This window comes from Rhodohalobacter sp. 614A, assembly GCF_021462415.1.
Lineage (GTDB): Bacteria > Bacteroidota > Rhodothermia > Balneolales > Balneolaceae > Rhodohalobacter.
This window is the reverse complement of record NZ_JAKEDS010000001.1, coordinates 1,286,655-1,308,550: the sequence shown is the minus strand read 5'-3', so window position 1 is coordinate 1,308,550 and position 21,896 is coordinate 1,286,655. Positions and strand designations below refer to the sequence as shown.

Annotated in this window: 19 protein-coding genes; 10 read left to right on the top strand and 9 right to left on the bottom strand. The window is 42.7% G+C overall.

Translation table 11 applies throughout. The annotated features are described in order from the left end of the window. Positions 1-8 precede the first annotated feature (8 nt). From glgB to rho, 8 genes are all read left to right on the top strand, one after another. Entirely contained in the window at positions 9-2,204 is a 2,196-nt protein-coding gene (glgB, locus tag L0B18_RS05175) for a 1,4-alpha-glucan branching protein GlgB (protein ID WP_234568855.1), read from the top strand. Between the two features lie 27 nt (positions 2,205-2,231). Then, positions 2,232-3,740: a 4-alpha-glucanotransferase gene (gene malQ, locus L0B18_RS05170; protein ID WP_234568852.1), complete on the top strand. Its 1,509-nt coding sequence runs from the start codon at positions 2,232-2,234 to the stop codon at positions 3,738-3,740. 76 nt (positions 3,741-3,816) lie between these two features. After that, positions 3,817-4,644, top strand: coding sequence for a phosphosulfolactate synthase (locus L0B18_RS05165; protein WP_234568849.1), 828 nt, complete (start codon positions 3,817-3,819; stop codon positions 4,642-4,644). Between the two features lie 22 nt (positions 4,645-4,666). Next, the gene (locus tag L0B18_RS05160) at positions 4,667-5,473 is read left to right on the top strand and encodes a glycogen/starch synthase (protein WP_234568837.1); all 807 of its coding nucleotides are present in this window, start codon (positions 4,667-4,669) and stop codon (positions 5,471-5,473) included. A 94-nt stretch (positions 5,474-5,567) separates the two neighbouring features. After that, positions 5,568-6,776 carry a DUF4270 family protein gene (locus tag L0B18_RS05155; RefSeq protein ID WP_234568834.1) on the top strand — a complete coding sequence of 403 codons (1,209 nt, stop codon included), beginning with the start codon at positions 5,568-5,570 and terminating at the stop codon, positions 6,774-6,776. A 1-nt stretch (position 6,777) separates the two neighbouring features. Continuing rightward, complete coding sequence (locus tag L0B18_RS05150; protein WP_234568819.1) at positions 6,778-8,094, top strand: hypothetical protein; 1,317 nt, start codon at positions 6,778-6,780, stop codon at positions 8,092-8,094. A gap of 50 nt (positions 8,095-8,144) precedes the next feature. Then, positions 8,145-9,461, top strand: a complete 1,317-nt coding sequence (locus L0B18_RS05145) for a tetratricopeptide repeat protein (protein WP_234568815.1) — start codon at positions 8,145-8,147, stop codon at positions 9,459-9,461. A 177-nt stretch (positions 9,462-9,638) separates the two neighbouring features. After that, on the top strand, positions 9,639-10,847 hold the full coding sequence (gene rho / locus L0B18_RS05140; protein ID WP_234568799.1) for a transcription termination factor Rho: 1,209 nt from the start codon (positions 9,639-9,641) through the stop codon (positions 10,845-10,847). A gap of 12 nt (positions 10,848-10,859) precedes the next feature. Here the strand turns inward: rho and lptB are convergent, their stop codons facing one another. The 7 genes from lptB to hutH form a co-directional block, all read right to left on the bottom strand. Continuing rightward, the gene (lptB, locus tag L0B18_RS05135) at positions 10,860-11,615 is read right to left on the bottom strand and encodes an LPS export ABC transporter ATP-binding protein (RefSeq protein ID WP_234568796.1); all 756 of its coding nucleotides are present in this window, start codon (positions 11,613-11,615) and stop codon (positions 10,860-10,862) included. 28 nt (positions 11,616-11,643) lie between these two features. Continuing rightward, complete coding sequence (gene purQ / locus L0B18_RS05130; RefSeq protein WP_370647500.1) at positions 11,644-12,345, bottom strand: phosphoribosylformylglycinamidine synthase subunit PurQ; 702 nt, start codon at positions 12,343-12,345, stop codon at positions 11,644-11,646. A 5-nt stretch (positions 12,346-12,350) separates the two neighbouring features. Further along, positions 12,351-12,695, bottom strand: coding sequence for an ATP-dependent Clp protease adaptor ClpS (locus L0B18_RS05125; RefSeq protein WP_234568790.1), 345 nt, complete (start codon positions 12,693-12,695; stop codon positions 12,351-12,353). A 13-nt stretch (positions 12,696-12,708) separates the two neighbouring features. Next, a complete protein-coding gene (purS, locus tag L0B18_RS05120; RefSeq protein WP_234568787.1) occupies positions 12,709-12,954 on the bottom strand; it encodes a phosphoribosylformylglycinamidine synthase subunit PurS in 246 nt (81 codons plus the stop codon). A gap of 83 nt (positions 12,955-13,037) precedes the next feature. Next, positions 13,038-13,526, bottom strand: a complete 489-nt coding sequence (locus L0B18_RS05115; protein ID WP_234568758.1) for a hypothetical protein — start codon at positions 13,524-13,526, stop codon at positions 13,038-13,040. A 103-nt stretch (positions 13,527-13,629) separates the two neighbouring features. Further along, on the bottom strand, positions 13,630-14,556 hold the full coding sequence (miaA, locus tag L0B18_RS05110) for a tRNA (adenosine(37)-N6)-dimethylallyltransferase MiaA (RefSeq protein ID WP_234568754.1): 927 nt from the start codon (positions 14,554-14,556) through the stop codon (positions 13,630-13,632). Between the two features lie 69 nt (positions 14,557-14,625). Beyond that, the gene (gene hutH, locus L0B18_RS05105; protein WP_234568751.1) at positions 14,626-16,140 is read right to left on the bottom strand and encodes a histidine ammonia-lyase; all 1,515 of its coding nucleotides are present in this window, start codon (positions 16,138-16,140) and stop codon (positions 14,626-14,628) included. A 183-nt stretch (positions 16,141-16,323) separates the two neighbouring features. Here hutH and L0B18_RS05100 point away from each other — a divergent pair, with 183 nt between their 5' ends. After that, the gene (locus L0B18_RS05100; protein ID WP_234568748.1) at positions 16,324-17,535 is read left to right on the top strand and encodes a 6-phosphofructokinase; all 1,212 of its coding nucleotides are present in this window, start codon (positions 16,324-16,326) and stop codon (positions 17,533-17,535) included. A gap of 77 nt (positions 17,536-17,612) precedes the next feature. Here L0B18_RS05100 and L0B18_RS05095 read toward each other — a convergent pair whose 3' ends face one another. Beyond that, complete coding sequence (locus L0B18_RS05095; RefSeq protein WP_234568745.1) at positions 17,613-18,086, bottom strand: DUF456 domain-containing protein; 474 nt, start codon at positions 18,084-18,086, stop codon at positions 17,613-17,615. A gap of 357 nt (positions 18,087-18,443) precedes the next feature. On the opposite strand from L0B18_RS05095, the gene ppdK reads away from it, so the two are divergent. Further along, entirely contained in the window at positions 18,444-21,095 is a 2,652-nt protein-coding gene (gene ppdK / locus L0B18_RS05090) for a pyruvate, phosphate dikinase (RefSeq protein WP_234568724.1), read from the top strand. A gap of 66 nt (positions 21,096-21,161) precedes the next feature. Here ppdK and L0B18_RS05085 read toward each other — a convergent pair whose 3' ends face one another. After that, positions 21,162-21,857: a hypothetical protein gene (locus L0B18_RS05085; protein ID WP_234568722.1), complete on the bottom strand. Its 696-nt coding sequence runs from the start codon at positions 21,855-21,857 to the stop codon at positions 21,162-21,164. Positions 21,858-21,896 lie beyond the last annotated feature (39 nt).

Sequence of the window (21,896 nt, the reverse complement as noted above, 5' to 3'; positions counted from 1 at the left end):
AGTAAATCTTGACTTTAAAAATCGAAGAAATACGAGCCATTTCCAACGGCGAACATGGCGATTTGTTTTCAGTTTTAGGACTTCACACTATAATGGCGGACGGCAATGAAAAATTGGTGCTTCGCAGTTTTCGTCCCGATGCCAAATCTATTGTTGTCATCCCCGATTCAGGAAAAGAAGTAACATTGTCCCGCCTTTCGGATGAAGGATTTTTTGAGCACATTTTCTCGCGACGGAAGAATCGGTTTTCTTACCAGTTGAAAATTATTCCATACGTGGGCGAACCTTACACCATTGAAGATGCCTATCGGTTCGGCAAGCAAATTTCGGATTTTGATTTACAACTTTGGGGAGAAGGAAATCACCATCACGCCTATCAATGGATGGGATCTCACACCAAAACAGTAGACGGTGTAGACGGCACTCATTTTGTTGTTGCCGCACCGAGTGCAAGCCGGGTGAGCGTAATCGGATCGTTCAATAACTGGGATGGACGCACGCACGGAATGCGAAAATATCACGACCAGGGAATTTGGGAAATTTTCATCCCGCATGTTACGGATGGAGACCTGTACAAGTATGAAATTAAGTCTCACACAACGGATGCCCCACTGAAAAAGTCCGATCCTTACGGCCGGTTTATGGAGATGCGGCCGGGAACGGCGTCGAAAGTCTGGAACAGTTCCTATAAATGGACCGATCAGGAATGGATGAAAAATCGCCGGAAAATCCAGGATCATAATGAAGCAATCTCAATTTACGAGGTTCATGCCGGTTCATGGAAACGAAAAGTGGATGAAGATCCCGGGTTTTTAAGCTATCGGGATTTAGCCGATGATTTGGTGCCTTATACAAAAGAAATGGGTTTTACTCATATCGAGTTAATGCCTATTGCCGAACATCCTTACGATCCTTCGTGGGGATACCAGATTAGCGGATATTTTGCTCCAACAAGCCGGTTTGGCAATCCTGACGATCTTCGCTATTTCATTGACAAATGCCACCAGGAAGGAATTGGTATTATTGTTGATTGGGTTCCGGCTCACTTCACAAAAGATGAACACGGCCTGCGCCGATTTGACGGCACGGCTCTTTATGAACACGAAGATCCCCGCCAGGGTGAACACAAAGACTGGGGAACCAACATTTTTAATTTTGGGAGAAGTGAGGTACTGAATTTCCTCATTTCAAATGCTATCTACTGGCTTGAAGAATTTCATATTGATGGCCTGCGGGTGGATGCCGTGGCTTCTATGCTCTATCTTGATTATTCGAGGGAAGAAGGAGAATGGGTTCCCAATCAATATGGCGGACGTGAAAATTTGGAAGCCATCCACTTTTTGCAACGGTTTAATGAAGTAACTCATGAATACTTTCCGGGGATTCTGAATTTTGCCGAAGAATCCACTTCCTGGCAAGGCGTTTCCCAACCAACATCATCCGGCGGACTCGGGTTTGATTTCAAATGGAATATGGGCTGGATGAACGATACCCTCACCTATATTGAAAAAGACCCCATTTTTAGAAAATATCATCAGGATCAGCTCTCGTTCTCCCTGATTTATGCTTTTTCTGAGCAGTTTGTGTTGCCGCTTTCACACGATGAGGTCGTGCATATGAAACAATCTCTGCTCTCAAAAATGCCGGGAGATGACTGGCAAAAATTTGCAAACTTGAGATTGCTGTACACTTATATGTTTGGCCACCCGGGTAAAAAGCTTCTGTTTATGGGAGGAGAATTTGGCCAATGGAACGAGTGGACCGAAGCGCAATCCATCGACTGGCACTTGCTGCAGTGGGATAACCACAAAGGTATTCAGCGATTGGTGAAAGACCTCAACAATGTTTACAAAACCGAAACTGCGTTCCATGAAGTGGATTCACGCTGGGAAGGGTTCGAATGGATCGATTTAAGTGATGCAGACAATAGCATGCTTTCATTTATTCGGCGAGGAAAAGACCCTAACGATTTTCTTGTCTTTATTCTTAACTTTACGCCAACTACTCACGATCAATACAAATTCGGCGTTCCAAAAACAGGAGAATACGAGGTGATTTTTAACAGCGATTCTGGTTATTACGGTGGTAGCAATCAGGGACCAACGGCGGTGGTCGCTCAAAACGGGAACTGGCACAACCAACCCGCTCATATCAACATACCCGTACCTCCTTTGGCAGGTGTCGTTTTGAAACCTAAATCGTAAAGCTCAAATTTGAATTTAAAATAATTTATGCGTTTCCCGAGATCCACCGGTACGCTCGTCCATCCCACTTCGTTTCCTTCACAATACGGAATGGGTGATTTTGGGCATGAAGCCAAAAAGTTCATCGATTTTTTACAGGAAACCGACCAAACCATCTGGCAGGTTTTACCTCTCACTCCAACGGGTTACGGGAATTCTCCCTACGCAAGTTATTCGGCATTCGCCGGAAATCACTATCTCATCAGCCCTGATATTTTGGTTGAAAAAGAATTGATTAGCCGTGCAGAGGCCGGCAAAGCGATCCTGCCACAAACAACCACCGCTGATTATGATCAGGCTTTTTTGAATAAAGACCGGCTCTTCAAATTGGCTTCAGAAAAATTTTACGAGACCAAATCCCCTGAAGACGAAGAGAAGCTTTCACAATTCAAAAAAGCCAATGCAGAGTGGCTTCCTGATTATTGTCTTTTCATGGCATGCTCAAAAGCAAATAATCGGGAGCCCTGGAATTTATGGGAACCCGGCCTTGCGCAAAGAAAATCCAGCGTAATCAAAAAGTTTGCTAAAAAATATCAGGATGAAATAGAATACCAAACCTGGCTGCAATTCGAGTTTTTTAACCAATGGTATGATCTGAAGGATTACGCCAACAGTAAAAATATTCGAGTGGTTGGAGATATCCCGATTTTTGTGGATCATAATAGTGCAGACGTGTGGGCCAATCCAAAATATTTTGAAGTCGACAAACAAGGCAATCGGCAGCTTGTAGCCGGCGTGCCGCCCGATTATTTTAGCGAAACCGGCCAGCTTTGGGGAAATCCGCTTTACAAATGGGATGTTCTCGAAAAAGATGAATACTCGTGGTGGGTAGATCGCTTCAAACAAATGTTTGACCTGTTTGATGCAATACGGGTGGATCATTTCCGTGGCTTTGACGAATACTGGGCGGTTTCTGCTAAAGAAAAAACCGCTCAAAAAGGAGACTGGAAAAAAGGACCCGGCCACAAACTCTTTCATACCATCCGGGAAAAACTGGGAGATTTGCCCATTATTGCGGAAGATTTGGGAGTAATGACACCCGGAGTGGAAAAACTTCGCGACGATTTTCAGTTTCCCGGTATGAGAATTCTGCAATTTGCATTTGGTTCAGGCGAAGAGAACAGTTATTTACCGCACAACTTTAATCAAAACTGCGTAGTTTATACAGGTACTCATGATAATGATACAACCATCGGATGGTATCATTCCGCTCCTGAATTTGAAAAACACCAGGCCCGGGAATATACACGATCAGATGGGGCGGAAATACAGTGGGAACTGATCCGGTATGGAATGATGTCCGTGGCTGACCAGGCGATATTTCCTTTACAGGATTTTATGAATCTGGATGCTGGACATCGGATGAATATTCCCGGTACAGTTCAAAATAATTGGGAGTGGCGTTTTACTCACCAAATGCTGGAAAATGTATACCGCGAACGTATCAAATATCTTATAAAACTGAGCAATAGAGTTGGCGTCACGGCTCATTCGTAGCCCAATGAGATTCAAGCTTTCTAATAAAAGCATCGTTTTGTATCTTAAGCCGTTTCACAATCACACAAATTGATGAATGTCACACCCAATAAGCAATCTTCCAAAGCGCACTGAAAAGCCAAGAAACAAAGGAATAACACTCGCGCTTGATAAAGGTTTTAGTGTAAGACAAGCTGAAGATTTTTGCGAAGCCACATCAAATTATACAGATATTGTAAAACTGGGATGGGGTACATCGCTCGTTACTCAGAATCTGAAGCAGAAACTGGATGTTTATAAGAGTTATGATATTCCCGTCTATTTTGGGGGAACCCTGTTTGAAGCATATGTTTTGAGGAATGAACTCGAAAAATATGTTCAACTACTTCAGGATTATCATATTGACTACCTTGAGGTATCCAACGGGACGATTTGGCTTTCCGAAAAAAGAAAGAATGAGATTATAAAAGACCTGAGTAAAGATTTTACGGTCTTATCGGAAGTTGGCAGTAAAAATCCCGATGATATTATTCCTCCTTACAAATGGGTGAAAATGATTGAATCTGAACTAGAATCCGGTGCCTGGAAAGTGATTTGCGAAGCGCGGGAATCCGGAACTGTTGGAGTTTTCCGGCCGAACGGAGAGATACGATCCGGATTGATAGATGAAATAGCTGACCAGATTTCCTTTGAACACCTTCTGTTCGAAGCTCCAAATAAAGATCAGCAGGTTTGGTTTATCCGAAAATTCGGAAGTAACGTAAACCTGGGTAATATTCAACCGGCCGAGGTTATTTCTGTTGAAACTCTCCGACTTGGATTACGAAGCGATACACTTTTCGACTTCTACTCCATCGACGATAAAGAAATTCGGGATTTATACTCAGATAATAAATCAGACTTTTCACAAGAATCTTCCTCATAAGAATCGAACCGATTAACTCATTATGAAAATACTTTACGCCGCTGCTGAAATCGCCCCTTTTGCCCGAATGACCTATACTGCCGATATGCTCCGTTTTCTGCCGGCATCTCTGCAAGACGCAGGATTTGAAATCAGGATTTTATTACCCAAATACGGCACCATTAATGACCGAAGAAATCGCCTGCACGAAGTAATAAGACTTTCCGGCATTGAAGTGGAAGTGGGAGAAAATGTTGAAAGTATGAAAATTAAGGTTGCCAGCATCCCCAATGCAAAATTGCAGGTCTATTTCCTTGATAATGACAAATACTTCAAGAGAAAGGCGATGTTCGACAATCCGAAAACCGAATCTTTTTACGATGATAATGACGAACGTCTGGCCTTCTACAATAAAGGTGTGCTGGAAACTGTTATAAGCCTTGGGTGGGAGCCAGATATCATCCATTGTCATGATTGGCCGGCCGGTTTGATTCCTTTGCTTGTACGAACCAAGTATAAGGATGAAGACATATTTAAAAACACTCAGATTGTTTACAATTTGCATCATCCCGAAAACAAGGGGCATTTTGAAGATCCAAGTGTTTTAAAATTACTCGGCCTGCCGGATGATGTAGATATCGACTCACTCACTGAGGATGGTGCCGTAGACATGCTCAAATTGGGTTTAAAATACAGCGATCACGTTGTAACAGGAAATCATTTGAAAGACCAGTTTGACGACCTTTTTGAGCAATTAAAAATAAAACCAACAAAAATTCAGGGTTCGCCCGAAGATGTATCGAAAAAATTTGCCAATTACTACCGGGAAATTGCCGGCGAAGATCAATAGTTTTAATTGTTCTAAAAACAATTCCATATTCTCTTACGGAATACACAAGTCTAAAAAAGGCAGTCGATTTCCAATCGCTGCCTTTCTTCTTCTGATGACAGCTTTTCTTACATCCGCCTGTGAAGAACCCGGGCCCGTTGGCGAGGATATTATTACCGGAGAAGAGCCTGTGCAGTCTCAAACTGTTTATCTACAGGATTATACACTCGTGGAAGAAAACGCCTTCTCAGGAAGGCTTGCCAATACGGCCGTCGGATATTTTGACGATCCCGTGTACGGAACCATGAAATCTGTGGCTCTTCTAAAACCATCTATCTCTACTTCGGATGTAGATACGGTAGGTTCGCAGGATGCCCTTTCGCTTCAGCTTATTTTCAGCGACTCGGTATACGGTGACAGCCTTGCCACATCAACCTACGAAATCTACGAAGCTGCAGAGATCTGGAGGGGCGCCGAACTTCGGTACAACCAGGAAATCCCGATAGATATGAGCCACAAAATTGCCGAATTTCAGGTCGACGCAGATGAGGACAGCCTGGTGATAGATTTAAGCAGAGAATTTGTGACCAAATATGCCGAGTATTTTAATGCCGATACCTCGCTAACAACTGCAGAAAGAGATTCCATCTACATCTATAATTTTCCGGGTTTAGCCATCGTGCCCTCGGAAAGCAACCAGAATATCCGGTTTCTCAAAACTTTACCCAGCAATACCGACAACTCAAATGATGAAGAAGCCATTACAAGTTTCTTTTTAACATCGCCTGATCAGGACGATGAAGAGGATGATGGACCGGTAACTCTTTTCGCGAGAGATTGGGGCGTATTATTCACACGGCAAACGGAGCCGACCTATCCAAATAATATTGTACTTCATAATACCGAACGAATTTTAAAATTCCAGCTGGATCTGCCCAAAGAAGAGCTTCAAACAAAAAATATTGTCTTTGCTCAACTTGTATTTAGCAAAGACAGCTCACCAGTAGAAGGCACACCGCAGATTAAGCGCCCAAATACGAATTTTATAAGAGGGCACGTTTTTAACGAAGAGCCGAATGATGTAATGGCTGAGATCTTCATATCAGAACCAAATTACATTGCAGCGCTCAATGATACTTCAAATGCATTTTTAATGGACATTACGCAGCACGTATTAAACAAGGTGTATGGAGATGCAGAAGACAGAATAATGTATGTTTCCATACAGTCGGTGAATGGCCTTTTCTATTCATCTCATTTTTTTGATCCAAATTCGGCCGACGTCAAAAAACCAAGAGTTGTAATTACATATGTGGAAGAATAGGATGTTTAGACGCTCAATATTACTTTTAGCAATTACAATTTTAGCGGGCACATCTGCTGAAGTTTTTGCACAGGACAATTCCAAAGCCCGATCCGGTTCTTTTTATTCTGCAATTGGTTTTGGATTCCCAGCCAATATCTATTCACCCGAAACCATGGGGCTCGGACTCCCCGGCGTGTCTACCTATTCTGGTTTTTCAGCCAACAACGCTAACCCGGCACATTGGGGGCTACTCCGTTTTACCCAAGGGAATATTGGCGTTGGGCTCGACTCTTTTGAATCTGTTGACAGCAACGCTTCCAGCAGAAATACCCTGCTCAGTATCGAGTCATTTCAGTTTGCATTTCCATTATTACGGGATAAACTTGGGGCCTCACTCTCATTTATGCCGGTTGTAAGGGCCGATTATAAGAGAAGAGAAACGGGATTTATTGATCCTCTTCCCGGAATGAATCAGCAAGGAGTGGAATACATCATTTCCCGTTTGGGATCAGGAGGAATAAACCGCTTTGAAGCCGGTTTAGGATTTAAGCCTTTAGATAATATTTCCATCGGATATGCTTTTTCCGCGAATCTTTTAGCCCTTAACAATGAAATAACACCAATATTTTCCAATTTACTATATGACCCTGCAACGTATGATGTAGATGTTGAAGGATATGATTTTGGCCATCGGTTTGGAATCTATGCATACAAGGGACAAATTTTTGGAGACACTGATCAGTTGGCCTTCGGTGCATCTGTATCATTACCGGTAACCATTGACGCTCAACGAACGATCTCTTCATTCCGCAGCGTAAATAATCAGAGACAGCTTGTAGAACTGAACGAAAATGATCCGGATCGCGACGGAACTGTAAAGTTGCCATTGGAATTTAATACTGGACTTACGTATAATCTAAATCGTCTTTCAAATTTTGTAGCTGAGCTTCAACTACAAAAATGGGACGATGCGAAATTTACTTTCAACCAGACTCAACAAGCATACTTTAAAGACCGGATGAAGGTAGGTTTTGGTTATCAATATCACCCCTATAGGGCAGATCAGAGAGATGGTTTTTTCTCTAACTTCAAGTACAGCCTCGGCACTACTTACGATAATGGCCATCTTTCCATAAATGATCATGATATTGAAACACTTTTGTTACATGGTGGAATCGGGTTAGTGTCCAGAAGATCGGCATCTTCCATAGACTTAAGCTTTCACTATGGAATACGGGGAACAGATTCCTCAAATTTAGTTAAAGAAACTATATGGGGTTTTAAATTATCTTTGAATTTAGCCGAGTTTATGTTCGTTCAACAAAAATTTCAATAATAAGTCAGTAACCATTTCAGTTATTATACTATAGAAACCAAAGCAGAATCATGAAAAAGTACATTCTTGTAATAGCGCTCTTATTTACACTCTCATCGCAGGCGTTCGCGCAAAGTGAACCTCCATATGGAATGAGTGAAATTCAGGCTTACTCCATTTTTTATGAAAATTACCGCACCGGTAATTACGATATGGCGAGGCAATTTGGTAGATGGATGCTGGAAAACAAGCCCCGAACTATTGAAGGAGCAAATCGATTTAGCCTCCCAACTCAATATGATCGAATGATTACTGTATACAAGGAACTTGCCAACCAGGCAACCGACCCATCCATAAGTGCTGCATATCTTGATACGGCTCTGACTATTTATGCGGATGCGTTTGAAACGTTTGATGAAGAAGAAATTGACTTCTATGAGTGGCATTTGGAACGTGGCCGCTTTTACCAGGAAAACCAGGATAATATTACCGGTGGTTTACAAAAAGCGTATGAAGATTATGAGCAAGCTTATGAACTGAATGCTGAAAAACTGGCGCAAGCAGCTGATGGATATTACGTGCAGATATTGTTGAGTAATTATGTGAATAATGATGAAAGAGATAAAGCTCTTGCCATGATTGATGCTGTAGAACCTTCGGCCAGCCCCGCTTTAATAGAAAGTATTAATAATGTTCGGGATGAACTCTTTTCCGATCCGGAAGAACGAGTTGGTTTCCTCGAATCACGATTGGAAGCGAACCCTGAAGATGCCGAAATTATGGCCGAACTCGTATCCCTCTACGAAGAAACAGGGAAACGACAGGAAGCAATTTCTCTGGCCGAAGAGCTTTACGGAATGCAGAAAAGCTTTGAAAATGCAAGACGCCTGGCCGATTTCGCCAAGGCCGACGGTCAAAACCAGCAAGCAATTAAATACTTGACCGAGTCTCTTGAACTGACTGACAATACAACAGAGAAAAAGAATATTACACTTGAAATAGCAGAAATCTATCAAAACGAAGGAAATCTGCAGTCTGCAAGAAGATATGCACGGCAGGCAAGCAGCCTGGATAATAGCTGGGGACAACCCTTCATCAGAATTGCACAAATCTATGCAACTGCTGTTTCAAATTGTACATCGGGAAGACAAATTGAACGAGATGATAGAACCGTATACTGGTTGGTATTAGATTATCTGGACCGGGCAAGATCTGTCGATTCTTCAACATCTTCAACTGTAAACCGCCTTTACAGAACCTACGAACCCGTTATGCCTACCGCCGAAATGAAGTTCTTCCGCGGCTGGGAAACCGGAGATTCATTCCAGGTTGGTTCCGACATTGGCGAATGCTACAGCTGGATTGGTGAATCAACAACAGTCCGATAATTTTTGATCTACAAATTCCTTCCTTATCTTTTTACCTGATTGAGTGATGCATCCAATAAAGCATCACTCAGTCTTTCATTCAACTCTACTCATCTTTGGAATCAAAGAATTCTCTTCCTTCCGATACACTCGATTGGAGCACTAAAACTTTTATAAATTCAAACTAATTACGAATGCATGGCTCGTTCACGCAAAAACAAAGGGCGTAATAAATCGTCTGGCAAAAAAAAGGGGAAAAACATATTTGTACCCCAGTTTCATAATAACCAAGAGACTAAAATTGGAGGCCGGTATAACGGTATTCTTGAAATTAATGAGAAAGGATATGGATTTGTCCGCCGCATCGATTTCGAATTCAGTTATCATCCCAAAGATCCATTTCTTAAACCGGACGAAGTAAAACTACACGATTTAAGAAGCGGGCTTTTGATTGAAGGTGAATTTGAACAGGATCAAAGCGGTAACCGGCATGTTTATTCCATTGAACAGATAAACGGAAAACCATCTGAAGAATGGCAAAAAATCAATCGGTTTGAGCTTCAAACTCCTATCATGCCGAATGAGTACATCAAACTGGGCCACAATCCTGATGATACCGAGCTTCGTGTCATTGATCTCATTTCTCCAATTGGTAGAGGCCAACGTGCGCTCATTGTAGCTCCTCCAAGAACCGGCAAAACCGTTTTACTGAAGAAAATTGCAAAAAGTTTAACAGAAAACTATCCGGATATTAGTACTGGTATTCTCCTAGTTGATGAGCGCCCTGAGGAAGTAACTGATTTTCTCCGATCAACCAATGCCGAAGTGTTTGCCTCTTCGAATGATAAACCAACAGAAAGCCACATTCGTATCTCTGAAATGGCGCTGGGCTATGTGAAACGAAAGGCCGAATATGGCGAACATGCTGTTCTGCTGATTGACTCCCTCACCCGTTTGGGGAGGGCCTACAACGCAGCACAAGCGAATAGCGGCCGAACATTATCTGGAGGTTTGGATATTCGGGCACTAGAAATTCCCAAGAAAATTTTTGGATCAGCCCGGAAAATTGAAGGCGGCGGTTCGCTCACCATCATTGCTACATGTCTGATTGAAACCAACTCCCGAATGGACGATTTGATTTTTGAGGAGTTCAAAGGAACCGGGAACATGGAGTTGGTTCTGGATCGGGATATTGCCAATGACCGTATCTATCCGGCAATTAATATTGCAGCTTCCGGAACACGAAACGAAGATAAATTTATTACCGATTCTCTCGAAGAAAGGAATATGGTTCGGCGATTTCTGCTCAAGAAAAATCCAAAAGAATCTTTATCAATGCTTCTTCAGGTTATTCGCAGAACCGACAGCAATGAAGAACTTTTTGCCCAGATAGCTGCAACAACATAGGAAATCTAACTGCTACTGATAGCGGTCGAGCTTAAACTGTCGCCCAAGGTATACCTTCCTGGCTTCCTCATCGGTCGCAAGAGCTTGGGCTGTACCCTCTCGTATAATTTTCCCCTCAAACATGAGGTAAGCCCTGTCTGTAATGGCAAGTGTTTCATGGACGTTATGATCGGTAATAAATATTCCGATATTCCTTTTTTTCAGTCCTGCAACAATTTCCTGGATATCTTCCACGGCAATTGGATCAATTCCGGCAAAAGGCTCATCAAGAAGTATAAACTTTGGATTGGTAACAAGAGCTCTTGCAATTTCAGTACGTCTTCGCTCACCGCCTGACAAACTATATCCTTTACTGTTCACCACTCTTTCAAGGCCAAACTCCTCAATTAACTGATCGGTTCTTCTTTTTTTCTCCTTTTTGGGAATAGACAAAAACTCAAGGATCGATTCAAGGTTTTGGCGCACTGTCAAATTTCGAAAAACACTGGCCTCTTGCGAAAGATAACCAATCCCCAAACGCGCACGTTTGTACATTGGCATGGTAGTAATATCTTCATCATTGAGGTATACCCGCCCTGCAGTTGGCCTGATAACACCGGTAAACATGTAAAAAGTAGTCGTTTTTCCGGCTCCGTTCGGTCCTAAAAGACCCACGATTTGTCCCTGGTTTACATCAATTGAAACCTGATCCACCACCAACCGTTTCCGATACTTCTTTACTAAGTTCTTGCTGTGCAGTTTTAAGAAATGATTGGGATGAGTTTCCACTATGGATTGTCTTCGTTTACCTTAAGTACTACGCAAGTTCCAGGGCATTAAAAACAGATTCAAAAAAAGTAATTCCATCCGCCGATCCTAACAATGGCTCCATTGCTCGCTCAGGGTGCGGCATCATTCCAAGTACATTTCCCTGTTGGTTAACGATGCCCGCTATCGAATCTACCGAGCCGTTGAAATTGGATTCTTTCGTCACTTTTCCCTCTGCATCACAATAGCGGAATACAATTTGTTCATTTTCCTGGAGTTTTTGCAAACCTTCACCATCAATAAAATAATTTCCCTCCCCATGAGAAACCGGTACATTTAAAACGTCTCCCTTCTCCATTCCTGATGTAAAGAGCGTCTGGCTGTTTTCGACCCGGATGTTTATGCTCTTGCATACAAATCTGAGTTTTTCATTGTGAAGCATTGCCCCGGGAAGTAAGCCTGCTTCGAGCAAAATTTGGAATCCGTTACAGATACCAAGAACCGGATTCCCTTTCTTCACATAATCCTGAACAGCTTCCATGATGGGTGAAAATCTCGCAATAGCGCCGGATCGCAGATAATCGCCATAGGAAAATCCACCGGGTACAATTACCAAATCCTGCTCTCCTATTTCTTTGTCTTTATGCCACAAAAAAGTGGTTTCTGCATTCATCACGTGCTTCATGGCATGATAAGCATCATGATCGCAATTGGACCCCGGGAAAATGATTACTCCTATTTTTTTCGACACAATTTTTATCCTTTGATTTCTGTAACCAGTTGTATTTCCTGCAACACGGAGTTTCGTTTTAAACACTCCTCAAAACTGCCCTCAAAGACTGTTGCCTTGCCTTCGTTATGAACTTTGTATGTAAGCTCTTCTGCTTTGCTCATACTGCAACCCAATGCCTTAATCAATTGATGAATCACCTCATCAAATGTGTGAATATCATCATCGTATAAAATCAATCTCCAGGGTTTGTCCAGTGCTTCATCCTCTTCCTCTACTTCTTTCTCGAGGACTTCGGTATCCGGCTCCTGCTTCTCCGGCTTCACCTGGTTTAGTACATACTGATATTTACGAATGAGGTCTATACCCATATATGGACCGATTTCACTCCTCAATTTCTATATGGAAATCCTCCATCACTTCGTTTGCTAGCAGTTGCTGGCAGGCGGTTTCAGCCAGCTTTTGTGCTTCATTTTGTGATTCGGCATCAATATTCATCTCAATAAATTTTCCAATCCTAACGTCTTGTACATTTTTTAATCCCAAGTTCTGAAGTGCATGATGGGCAGCTTTTCCCTTCGGATCGAGAATTGATTTTCTGAGTGTAATGTTGACTTTGGCTTTATACATACGAATGTTCGGGTTATTGAAAAACCATAAGTTAACGGTTATGGAGCTTAGCCGCTACCAGTGATATGTAAAAAGCAAGAACCTTAATTTCCGCCAAAAGGCACCCTTAATCCAATTGAAAAGACCGGCTGATCAATCTCACTGACAACATATTTCAGGTCGCCAAAAGCTAGAAGTGAACCGAAATCGTATTCCGCTCCCAAACCTATATTTAAACCAATGGTTCTGTCTATCGATGAACCATTCGAATGGTTTTGTTCTAACCTTGCGAGATGCAACCCGGTGTAAAGGTATGATTTGAACATATATTTATCGTAAAAAATATACGCTCCGTTAAGGTTTGCCTCCATGAATTCCCGGTCTTCTTTCGGAAAATAATAAGCCAATCCGCCGCCAAACTGAATCGCCGGAGTGTTTGGCAGCCGGTAATGCAGATCTCCCTGTATCCCCACCTGTTCAACCTCACTGGCGAAGGCCGCCCCCAAACCTGCTTTTACCTGTGCTTGTGATTGTTGTGAACTCAGTACGATGATTGCGATTAATAATACTGAAATCTTTAACAGTGCTTTCATAACTAGTTTTGAATTTGGTTTTAGTGAATCACTGTTTTATTGAATAAAATACTTAACAGATAGTTCCCAAAAGATCTCCTCAATATTTAACAAAAAGCCGATTTCAAGCAACAAGAATTTTTTTGATTGCTTCTTTTTCCGATATCTCATTCATATCAATCCATTCCACAAACGGCCATCTTCGAAGCCACGTAATTTGCCTTTTTGCATAGCGGCGCGTTGCGGTTTTTATGTCTTTAATCATCTGTTCTTTGGCCAGTTCTCCATCTAAGAATTGAATGGCTTGTTTGTAACCAACCGTATTAAATGCCTGCAAATCCCGCCTATATCCTTCTTCTAACAGCTTCTTGGTTTCGTCCACTAATCCCTCTTCAATCATTTTTTCAGTGCGTTGGGCTATTCGTTCATGAAGAACTTTCCTGGGATGGTGAAGCGCAAAAAAACGATATCCTTCTGGCAGAGTTATGGGATCATCACTGTGAAAACTGCTGAATGGGTTCCCGGTTTGATGCCACACGTCAAGAGCGCGAATAATGCGCTGGCGATTCAGTCCATCCATTTTTTGAGCATATTCCGCGTCCACGTTCTTGAGCTGATCAAACAAAAAATCAAGGCCTTTTTCTTCTGCGGTTTGATTGAGCATTTCAATATTAGCTGGATCGGCTTCGGGAATATCATCCAGCGGCTGAATGAGCGATTGCAAATGCAGAGTACTGCCGCCACAATAAATCACGGCCTTCCCTCTCTCTTCTATATCGGCTGTATACTGATCACTCCTTTTTTTAAAATCAGCTACCGAATCCTCTTCAGTCAGTTCGAGAACAGAAATATTGTGATGAGGCACGAGCGCTAATTGGTCTCTTGTTGGCTTGGCTGTGCCGATGTCTATTTGTTTAAAACATTGGCGGGAATCAACAGAAATGATTTCGCCATCTGTTTTTTGGGCCAGTTCGACAGCCAGTGAACTTTTGCCAGACGCCGTTGGGCCCGCTATAATTATTCTTGGCTGATGTTGTTCTTTATTTTGCAAAAAAAATTGATTTGAAAATTCGGTAATAACTAATAAAGATAACAGGTTAAGCTTCGCAGATTTTAGTTGCTAATGTAAATGATACTCTTCTCCGTCCAGATTCTGAATCAATTTTCGCTCGCGGATTAATCTCTGTGCAATGTTAATATCATCTTTAAAATAATGGTCTTCGGTTGCATGGGGTATGGCTTCCCGAATTGCCTTATGGGCTTTCTCTACGCCTTCACCCGGTTTCAAGGGTTTTCTGAAATCCAGGGCTTGTGCGGCAGTAAACAGTTCAATAGCCAAAACCGTTTCTACATTTTCATACACTTTCAACAGATGAAGCGCACTGATACTTCCCATACTCACATGATCTTCCTGTCCGAGACTTGTGGGAATTGAATCGACCGAGGATGGATGGCAAAGCACTTTATTCTCGGAAACCAGTGCGGCCGAAGTGTACTGAGGAATCATGAACCCGGAGTTAATCCCCGTTTTCTGCATCAACAATTTGGGTAAACCGTCGTGCCCTTCAAGCAGCAGATACGTTCGCCGCTCAGAAATACTTGCCAATTCCGCGAGTGCAATTTTTGCATAATCGAGGGCTAAAGCCAGCGGCTGACCGTGAAAATTGCCGCCGCTTATAATATCTCCATTTTCGAAGACCAGGGGATTATCCGTTACCGAGTTAATTTCCGTTTGAAGGGTCTCAATGGAATGGCGAAGAGCATCGCGGCTGGCACCGTGTACTTGTGGAACACAACGGAGACAGTACGGATCCTGAACTTTTCCACAATGCCGGTGCGATTCCAAAATTTCACTATTGCGGAGTAAAAACCGGATATTTTCAGCGACTTCCAACTGACCCTTGTGCGGTCTGACTTGATGAATCCGCTCATCAAACGGTTTGATACTTCCCTGCAAAGCTTCCAGACTCATTGCTGAGGCGACATCAGAAACTTTAAGAAGGTATAAAGCCTTTTCCAAAATATACGCTCCATACGCACTCATGAGCTGGGTTCCGTTTATAAGAGATAATCCGTCTTTTGCCTGAAGCTCAACCGGTTCCAAGTTGTGAGCGCTCAAAATCGTGGAAGCCTCAATTGTATCGGTTCCCTCCTCATTCCAGAACTGGCCGAAACCAAGCAATGGTAATGACATGTGCGCGAGCGGAGCCAAATCTCCGGAAGCTCCTACCGATCCTTTTTCAGGAATGACCGGAATCAAATCATGATCCAGGAAATAGAGTAATCGCTGCAGGGTTTCCATCGAAATACCTGAGCAGCCAATACACAGAGCATGAATCTTGAGTTGAAGTATTAATCTGGAAATATCTTTGGGAACAAGATTGCCGACTCCAACGGAGTGTGATAAGATTAGATTCCGTTGTAATTGTGTTAACTGTTCTCCCAAAATCCGCTGATTGGCCAGTGCTCCAAAACCCGTATTTATCCCGTAGTAAGTATTTCCATCTTGCAGGGCATTTTCAACAATTTTACGGGAATTGAGCACCGCTGATGAATCTTTTTCAAATTCTTGCCGGCTTTTCTTTAAATCTTCGTAAAGTGATGATATTTTTACACGTACCTGAGGAAGACTCATGTTATTTAATTGAATAGAGTTTATGATTTAAAAAATATGCTTGGTAGAGAACTGGTATGAAACCGCTTTCGTTATCTCATTGTAAATTTCGGTTTTGTTACTACTAATCATTCATCATATAGTTTTATATTATAAACTTATACAGTGAAATATAATCGTAATCAAACAGATTTAACCCACACTATGGCCAACATAAATAAAATAAAAGGTGTTATTGGAATTCTAACCGGAGGGGGCGATGTCCCAGGCCTGAACCCTGCAATCAGGGGTGTAGCAATTCGGGCTATTCGAGAAGGCTATAAAGTGATTGGTATTCGTCGTGGCTGGGGCGGATTGATTGATATCGTTCGAGATGAAAATGCAGACAACAGTAAAAATTTCTTCGAGCTTACTGAAGAAGTTGTAACCAAAGCTGCCAGAACCGGCGGTACATTTCTACACTCTTCCAGAACCAATCCAAGTAAAGTTAGTAAGGAAGATATGCCTCCGCAGTATAAAGACAAGTACACGGATGACATTAATGACATCACAGAAGAGGCTCTGAAAAACCTCGACTGGCTCGGTATTGATACCATGATCCCAATCGGTGGAGACGACACTCTGAGTTATGGACTACGTCTCCATCAAGAAGGGTTTAACGTTGTAGCTATTCCAAAAACAATGGATAACGACGTTCCCGGAACCGACTACTGCATCGGGTTTAGTACCTGTATTTCCCGAACCATTCAGCTCGCAAATGAACTGAGAACGCCTACCGGTTCTCATGAGCGATTCTGTGTGATGGAAGTTTTTGGACGATATGCAGGATTCACCGCCATGCTTCCTACACTTGCAGGCGCCTCACACCGATGTATCATACCAGAACACAAATTCAATGTAGAACAGCTTACAGAGCTATTGGTTGAAGACCGCAAGAAAAACCCAAGCAACTACTCGATGGTTATGATCTCCGAAGGAGCCATGATTGAAGGTGAAGACATGGTTTTTGAAGGAAGTGAAGCAGATGCTTTCGGTCATAAAAAACTTGGAGGAATCGGAGATATTGTTTCAGACAGACTCAAAACTCTCTCCAAAAAATATAACAATGGCCGTTCTATTGGCGTCATCAATCAAAAACTTGGATACACCACACGTTGTGGAAATCCAGATGCGATTGACAGTATTGCTCCAATGGCATTTGGTAACATTGCGCTTGATCTTGTTCTCAGGAAAGAGTTCGGCCGTTTGGTTGTTCTTAACAACGGTAAGTATGGAAACAGATCCATCGATGTTATTGAAAGCGGAAGTAAAACTGTAGATGTTGAGAAGTATTACAACACAGAACGCTACAGACCTTACTACAATATTTTTGAAGATCAGCCGCTTTTTATCATGGCAAGCCAGCTTGCTAAATGATAGGTTGAACTTCATGAATCTAAAAAAAGCCGGTCAGGATTTGGTTCCTGCCGGCTTTTTCTTTTTGAGGTATTCCCTCAAATATTCGAAAAGAAGTAGTATGCCAGAATTAACGACACACTTATTTTCAGAAACATTGCCACGAGGAATCCTACAAACGATCCCATAGCGGCCTTAAATGCAGAATCGGTTTTCCTGCCGTACATCAGTTCCCCGATAAACGCTCCTGCAATGGGTCCGAAAAGAAGCCCAAAAGGCGGAAACATTAGGACACCAAGCAATCCGCCAATCAGGCATCCCCAAATCCCGTATTTACTGCCTCCCATTCTTCGTGCGCCTTCTGCGGGAATCAGGCCGTCGATGGTGGCAACTACAGCCACAACCAATCCCCATAACAACAAAAATGTCCAGGAAAATGGAGCGCCTAATGTAAACTGCATAAGAAGCAAGGCTGCAAAACTAAGTGGTGTTCCGGGAAGGACGGGCAAAAATGCGCCAACGATGCCCGCTACGATGAGAATTGAACCAATGATAATCCAGACAATTTCCATGATGTAAAACTTCGGACGTTAATTCTAAGCTAAAAATAGTAGTCTGTTTAAAATACGGATATCCTTTTAATTTGATGCATTCTGAAATATTAGTTTAAAAAATACCTGATTTTTAGACCCGGATATTTTTATCCCCGAAGGAAATTGTTCTCCTGTCACACCTCAGAATTAACTTTTCAAGGTATATTCTTTAATAAAATAGAGATTCCGCCTCTCCTCTTTTAAAAGTTGATCAGCCTGAAAAAACCGCTTTTCTAATACATCTCTTCATACAATCATAACAATTCGGAGTTATGTTACTTATTGAGAGAAAAAAAATCAGAGACCATCAACTACAATAATATTAAGGTGATAATCATGGAGAAAGTAAAACAAGGAAAGCATGTCTTTACATTTGGTGTTGGCTCGGCAGATGGCGATAAAAGCATGAAACAGTTGCTTGGCGGAAAAGGCGCCAATCTTGCTGAAATGTCTTCAATCGGTTTGCCTGTTCCCGCCGGATTCACCATCACAACCGAAGCCTGCGATTACTATACTACAAACCGTTCAGAATGGCCGAAAGGACTGAAAGAACAGATGAAAAACGGGGTTCATTTCATCGAAGAAATTATGGGGACCATCTTCGGCGATTCCGAACACCCCCTCCTTCTTTCCGTTCGATCCGGTGCAGCCGTATCCATGCCCGGAATGATGGATACAGTATTAAATCTTGGTTTGAATGACAAAACGGTTGAAGCGCTGGCCAATCACACCAATAACGAACGATTTGCTTACGACAGCTACCGCCGCTTTATCGATATGTTCGGAAATGTGGTAATGGGGATTCCCCACGAAGAGTTCGAAAATGCCATTGAATCACTTAAGGATTCAAAAGGAGTAGAACTGGATACCGAGCTGGACACAAAAGACCTGAAAGAACTCGTAAACCGGTACAAAGCGGTTTACAGAAAAGCCACCGGTTATATGTTTCCTTCTGATCCGTTTGAACAGTTGGAATGGGCCATTAACGCCGTTTTCGAATCCTGGAACAGTGAGCGTGCTATCAAATACAGACGCATCAATCACATCACTGGCCTTCTTGGAACTGGCGTAAACGTGCAGGCGATGGTTTACGGAAATATGGGTGATGACTGTGCTACCGGCGTATGTTTTACGCGAAATCCATCAACCGGAGAAAATGAACTTTACGGAGAATTTTTAGTAAATGCTCAGGGTGAAGACGTTGTAGCCGGCATTCGTACTCCAAATGACATCAATGAACTGAAAAATGTTATGCCGGAAGTTTATGAGGAACTTTTGAACTGGGGTAAAAAACTGGAAAGCCATTACGGTAACATGCAGGATATTGAGTTTACCATTCAGAAAGGAACTCTCTACATACTTCAAACCCGAAATGGCAAACGCACCGGGCATTCGGCTATCAAGATTGCAACCGACATGGTTCACGAAGGCTTAATTGACGAAAAACACGCTGTAAAAAATCTTGTTGAACCCAACCATCTCGACCAATTGCTCCACCCGCAAATCGATTCTGATTCTGTCGATGAAAAATCGATTATTGGTGTTGGTCTGGCTGCATCTCCCGGAGCCGCAGTGGGGAAAGTTGTGTTTAATTCCGAAACCGCTGAAGAAGCCGCAGAAAATGGCGATTCCGTTATCCTGGTTCGAATTGAAACCAGTCCGGAAGACGTTGGAGGAATGTCTGCCGCAGAGGGAATTCTGACTTCAAGAGGAGGAATGACGAGCCACGCTGCCGTAGTTGCCCGTGGATGGGGCAAACCCTGCGTTGCCGGTTGCAGCGATATCATCATCGATTATGAAGATAAGTCCTTCACCAACGGAAAAATAACCGTTCATGAAGGCGACTGGATTTCAATTGACGGGGCTCGCGGAACTGTAATTGAAGGCAAAAAAGAGGTTATCGAACCCGAATTGGATGACAATTACAAAACATTTATGACCTGGGTGGATCAGTTCAGAGACATGAATGTTCGAACCAACGCCGACAATAAAGAAGATGCCACACGTGCCCGGGATTTTGGCGCCGAGGGAATTGGCCTATGCCGAACGGAACACATGTTCTTTGGTGAAGAGAGAATTCGGGCCATCCGAAGAATGATTATTTCTGACAGTTTTGAAGAACGGAAAGATGCGCTTGCCGCACTCCTGCCTTATCAAAAAGATGATTTCAAGGAAATTTTTAAAGCCATGGACAATCTGCCGGTAACGGTTCGGCTGCTGGATCCACCGCTTCATGAATTCCTTCCTGAAGACAAAAACGATATTGAAGCTGTCGCTAAAGATCTTGGCATCAAAGCTTCAGAGTTTGCTCATAAAGTTCGTTCGCTTCGGGAATTCAACCCAATGCTTGGTCACAGGGGATGCCGCCTTGGAATTACCTACCCGGAAATTACCGAAATGCAAACACGCGCCATCCTTGAAGCTGCTGTTGAATTAAAACAGGAAGGCCATAATGTGACACCGGAAATCATGATTCCGCTCGTAGGAACACCGCAGGAATTCAGAAGCCAGAAACTGGTTATTGATAATACAGCCAAATCTGTTTTTGATGACCTGGAGGATACTATAGAGTATCGCGTTGGAACAATGATTGAAATTCCGAGAGCTGCACTTGTAGCAGGGCAAATTGCCAAAGATGCCGAGTTCTTCTCCTTCGGAACCAATGATTTAACTCAAATGACCTTCGGTTACAGCCGCGATGATGCCGGTAAATTCCTGGGTGAATATCTGAAAGAAGGCATCCTGCAGGAAGATCCATTCCAGGTTTTGGATATTGAAGGAGTTGGCCAATTGGTAGAAATGGCAACCCGAAAAGGACGCGAACAGAAAGCGGGCTTAAAAGTTGGAATCTGCGGAGAACATGGCGGCGAACCGCATAGTGTTACGTTCTGTTATCAGCAGGGGTTGAACTATGTATCTTGTTCGCCATTCCGTGTACCGGTTGCAAGATTGGCCGCTGCACAAGCTGCGTTGAATTCAACACGATAGATTTGTTAAGTGAGAGTGACTCGACTCATTAAAACTGGTAAGTCATCCTGAAATTTCCAGGGTGACTTACTGGTTACTTATCCTATAACGAATAATTTCTTCCAGGGGGATATCTTCGCCCCTCTCTTCCTGCAGAGATTGAATGAGGCCGGTAGTAACTCCAATTCTTTGCATCCGGATAAGCTGATCTGTTGTAACATCGGTATAACCCAAATCGTGAATATTGCTGGTATAATAAGCCGTTACATCCGCTCGCTCCAGTTCAATAAATTCGTCGATGGTGAGATCGTAGCCCAGTTCAATCATCATGGCCATAAAAGTGGAAGAAACACCGGCATTTGCCAAACGTACAGCATCATCCAGGGTTAAATCTGTAAACCCTAAAGAACGGATGTTTGATATATAAGTAGCCGTTACTCCTTCATTTCTCAATTCGGTCAGTTCTTCATGGGTAAGATCGGCATATCCCATTTCAACCATTAGTTCATTCATGCTGTTTAGAAGATCTTCACTATAGCCGTCGAAATTAATGGAATTAACAATGGAGGTGACCGGATTCAAAGATATTTTGCTGATATCCTGGATCACATAAAGCCCTAATACCACGAATATGGATATCAGCAGAAAATTACGAGTAAAGTTACCTCCCGAAGAAGAATCCATTGACGATGAGCTGTCCGTCTTAGCTAAAAAGTCTGCAAGGGAATCCGTTCTTCCCGTATCTCTTAAATTATTTTTTAAATTTCTGTCTTTCTGTTTCATCGTGTTCTGCGTTCGATTTTTGCCCGATGTTATTGGTAC